General features: G+C 69.5%; 5 protein-coding genes. 4 read left to right on the top strand and 1 reads right to left on the bottom strand.

Features of this window, described 5'->3' with window-relative positions:
- The 4 genes from L995_RS20610 to L995_RS20595 all read left to right on the top strand — a co-directional run.
- On the top strand, positions 1-457 hold a 457-nt coding region (locus L995_RS20610; protein WP_047473377.1), incomplete at its 5' end, for a 3-keto-5-aminohexanoate cleavage protein.
- Between the two features lie 14 nt (positions 458-471).
- The gene (locus tag L995_RS20605) at positions 472-1440 is read left to right on the top strand and encodes a Bug family tripartite tricarboxylate transporter substrate binding protein (protein WP_047473375.1); all 969 of its coding nucleotides are present in this window, start codon (positions 472-474) and stop codon (positions 1438-1440) included.
- Positions 1441-1479: 39 nt separating this feature from the next.
- Complete coding sequence (locus tag L995_RS20600; protein ID WP_013803808.1) at positions 1480-2451, top strand: quinone oxidoreductase family protein; 972 nt, start codon at positions 1480-1482, stop codon at positions 2449-2451.
- Positions 2452-2463: 12 nt separating this feature from the next.
- Complete coding sequence (locus L995_RS20595) at positions 2464-3546, top strand: AraC family transcriptional regulator (RefSeq protein ID WP_047473374.1); 1083 nt, start codon at positions 2464-2466, stop codon at positions 3544-3546.
- 4 nt (positions 3547-3550) lie between these two features.
- On the opposite strand, the gene L995_RS20590 is transcribed toward L995_RS20595, so the two are convergent.
- Positions 3551-4007: 3-keto-5-aminohexanoate cleavage protein (locus tag L995_RS20590; RefSeq protein WP_047473372.1), on the bottom strand; the 457-nt coding region annotated here is incomplete at its 5' end.

Here is a 4007-nt window from a genome sequence, read left to right as displayed (position 1 = left end):
GTCCGTGGAGCGGCTCATGCGCCGCGGCATCTACAAGGGCCCGCTGGTGATGAACTGGGTGGCGATTGGCGGCGGCATGGACGCGCCCAGCATCTACAGCCTGGCCAACTTCGTGCGTGCCGTGCCCGACGGCGCCGTGCTCACGGTGGAAAGCTCGGTGCTCAACGTGCTGCCCGTGAACATGATGGGCATTGCCATGGGCCTGCATGTGCGCTGCGGTACCGAGGACAACCTCTGGAACCAGCGCCGCACGGCCAAGATGGGCACGGTGGCGCAGATCGAGCAGCTGGTGCGCATCGCAGGCGAGTTCGGCCGCCCCATCGCCACGGCGCAGCAGGCGCGGGAGATCTGCCGGATCGGCCAGTTCTACGGCACCGTGGACGAGACGCTGGCGGCCAATGGCTTCGCACCCAACCGCAACGGCGCCCAGCAGGGATTTCTGCGCAAGGCCGCCTGAACCGGGAGCCCATGATGCAACGCATGCCCCCCTGGACGGCCATCGCCCTGGCCGCCTCGCTGCTGGCCGGTGGCGCCCACGCCTTCGGCGACAAGCCGGTCCGGCTCATCGTGCCGGCGCCGCCCGGCGGCACCATCGATGTGTTCGCGCGCATCATCAGCGACCAATTGGCGCAGGAGATACGCCAGCCCGTCATCGTCGAGAACCGGCCCGGCGCCGGTGGCGCCATCGCCGTCAAGCACATGCTGTCCCAGCCGGCCGACGGCAGCACGCTGCTGGTGACGGTGACCAACATCCTCACCGAGGTGCCCCATGTGCTCAAGGTCGGCTTCGACCCCATGAAGGACGTGCGGCCCGTGGCGCAGATGGCGCGCTCGGTGATGCTGTTCATCGCCTCGCCGCAGTTTCCCGCGCGCGACGGGGCCGAGGCCATCGCCTACGTGAAGGCCCACCCGGGCACGCTGTCGTTCGCCTCGTACAGCCAGGGCACGGCCTCGCAGTACGCGGGCGCCATCCTCAACAGAAGGGCCCACCTGGACATGGAGCATGTGGCCTTCCCGGGCTCGGCGCCCGCGCTGGCCCAGGTCATGGGCAACCAGATCCCGCTGATGTTCGACGGATCGGTCACCTCCAAGCCGCTGATCGCGGGCGGCAAGGTCAGGCTGCTGGCCGTGGCCTACAAGAGCCGGCTGCCTGACTACCCGCAGGTGCCCACGCTGGCCGAGCTGGGCTACCCCGAGGTGGATTTCAGCAACTGGAGCGGCGTGTTCGCCTCGGCGCAGACGCCGCGCCCTCTGCTGGAGAAGATCCACGGCACGCTGGCCCGGGTCAACGCCCGCAAGGCCGTGCGCGAACGCTATGCGGGCACGGGCTTCGAGCCCGTCGAAGGCGATCGCTCGCTGGAGCAGATGTCCACCGACCTGCGCGCCGAGTTCGACCGCAATGCCGAGATCGTCCGGAACTTCGACATCCGGCTCAACTGATGCAGGGCGCCCCACCCAGGCGCTACACAAGGAGACTCCATGGCAAAGGCCATACGCTTTCATACCACCGGCGGCCCCGAGGTGCTCAGGCTGGAGCATGCCGAGGCCGGCGCGCCGGGACCCGGCCAGGCGCGCGTGCGCCACAGCTTCATCGCCGTCAACTTCATCGACATCTATTTCCGCACGGGCCGCTATCCGCTGGCCCTGCCCAACGGCCTGGGCTCGGACGCCGTGGGCGTGGTCGAGGCCGTGGGGGAGGGCGTGACCGAAGTGCGGCCCGGCGACCGCGTGGGCTACCTGATGGGCCCGCAGGGCGCCTACAGCGATGTGCGCGTGATGCCGGCCGAGGTGCTGATCCCGCTGCCCGACGGCATCAGCGACCGCACGGCGGCCACGCTGATGATGAAGGGCATGACGGCGCAGTACCTGTTCCGCCAGGTCCATCCGCTGCAGGGGGGCGAAACCATCCTCTACCACGCGGCGGCCGGCGGCGTGGGGCTGATCGCCTGCCAGTGGGCGCGTGCCCTGGGCGTGACCATGATCGGCACGGTGAGCACCGACGAGAAGGCCGCCGCCGCGCGCGCCAACGGCTGCGCCCACGTCATCGTGACCTCGCGCGAGAACACCGTCGCTCGCGTGATGGAGATCACGGGCGGCAAGGGCGTGCCCGTGGTCTATGACTCGGTGGGCAAGGACACGCTCATGGATTCGCTGGACTGCCTGCAGCCGCGCGGCCGGCTGATCAGCAACGGCACCTCGTCGGGCTCGGTGGTGGTGGACTCCCAGTTGCTGGCCTCCAAGGGATCGATCTGGATGACGCGGCCCGCGATGGTGCACTACATCCAGCCGCGCGCCCACATGCTGGAGATGGCGCGAGAGCTGTTCGACCATGTGCTGGCCGGGCGCATCGCCAGCGAGCCCCAGCAAAGCTTTGCGCTGGCCGATGCGGCCCAGGCGCACCGGGCGCTGGAGTCGCGCCGCACCACGGGCGCGACGGTGCTGATTCCCTGAAATGGACCTGCCATGCAGACCCCTGCGCTCCCTGCCATCGGCACCGTGGCCGCAGGCCGCAGGCCCGTCACCTGCGGCCTGATCCGCAGTGCCAGCCTGCATGGCTATGCCGACCTGGTGAAAAGCCTGGGCCATGATCCCGCCGTCCTTGTGCGCTCGGCGGGACTGTCGGCGCGCCTGCTCGACGACCCGGAGACGCTGATTCCCATCCATGCCGTGCGCGAGCTGCTGGAGGTGGCCGCGCGCACCACGGGCACGCAGGATTTCGCGCTGCGCCTGGCGGCGCGGCGCAGCCTGTCCCACCTGGGCCCCATCAGCCTTGTGCTGCAGCAAGAGCCCACGCCGCGCCAGGCGCTGGACACGCTGTGCCGCTACCTCAAGCTGCTGAGTGCGGGCATGTTCGTACGCATCGAGGACGCGGGCTCCGGGGTGCTGGTGCGCCAGGACCTGGTGCCCATCGCGGGCATGGCCATGCGCCAGTCCATGGAGCTGGCGGTGGGCGTGATGTTTCGCGTGCTGCGCGAGCTGATCGGTGCCCAGTGGCGCCCGCAGCAGGTCAGCTTCGTACACCGCGCACCGGCCGATGCATCGGCCCACCGTGCCTTCTTCGGCGTGACCCCTTTGTTTGACCAGCCTTTCAACGGCATGGTCTGCCGCCTGGCGGATCTGCAACTGCTGCGCGAATGCGGCCAGGCGCAGGGCTCGGGCGTTGCGCGCTTTGCGCGAAGCCATCTGGAGCAGGCGCTGCGCAGCCGGGGCGAAGGCATGCAGGCGGCCTGCAGGGAGCTGATCATTGCATTGCTGCCGGGCGGCCGCTGCACGGCCCAGCAGGTGGCACGCCACCTGGGAATGGACCGCCGCACGCTGCACCGCCGCCTGCTTGCGGAGGGGCAGACTTTCTCGGCACTGCTCGACACCCTCCGCAGGGAACTGGTGCTGCGCCATCTGCAAGACGGTGGCCAGCCCCTGGGCGAGGTGGCGGGCCTGCTGGGGTTTGCCGCGCCCAGCGGCTTTTGCCACTGGTTCCGGGCCGCTTTCGGCGCCAGCGTCTCGGACTGGCGCAGGCGGGGGCAGGGACGGATTGGCGAGGCCTAGTGCGTCAGGCGGTCTTGCGCAGAAATCCCTGGTTGCCGCCGTTGCGGTTGGGCGCGAAGCCGTTGGCCGCCAATGTCTCTTCGGGGGTGTCGTAGAACACGCCAATCTTGCTGATGGCGCGCGCCTGTTGCGCCGTGGCGATGGGGCGGCCGAACTCGCGCGCGATGCGCACCAGCTGCTCGATCTGGGAGACCGTGCTGGCCTTGGCGCTGCGCGACTGGTTCCACAGGCAGTCCTCGGTGCCGCAGCGCACGTGCAGGCCCATGGCGATGCCCATCATGTTCACGGGCAGCACGTTGCGGACATTGCTTTCCACGGTGAGCACGGCGCCGTCGGGCACGGCGCGCACGAAATTGGCCAGGCTGTAGATGCTGGGCGCGTCCATGCCGCCGCCGATCGCCACCCAGTTCATCACCAGCGGGCCCTTGTAGATGCCGCGGCGCATGAGCCGCTCCACGGAC

It is taken from the genome of Delftia sp. ZNC0008 (assembly GCF_000799035.1).
GTDB lineage: Bacteria > Pseudomonadota > Gammaproteobacteria > Burkholderiales > Burkholderiaceae_C > Comamonas > Comamonas tsuruhatensis.
This window is presented reverse-complemented; position numbering and strand designations above follow the sequence as displayed.

What these genes read in the sequence shown, in the direction of transcription:
- L995_RS20605 (WP_047473375.1), top strand. Translation starts at nt 472, where the DNA reads ATGCAACGCATGCCCCCCTGGACGGCCATCGCCCTGGCCGCCTCGCTG.
- L995_RS20600 (WP_013803808.1), top strand. Translation starts at nt 1,480, where the DNA reads ATGGCAAAGGCCATACGCTTTCATACCACCGGCGGCCCCGAGGTGCTC.
- L995_RS20595 (WP_047473374.1), top strand. Translation starts at nt 2,464, where the DNA reads ATGCAGACCCCTGCGCTCCCTGCCATCGGCACCGTGGCCGCAGGCCGC.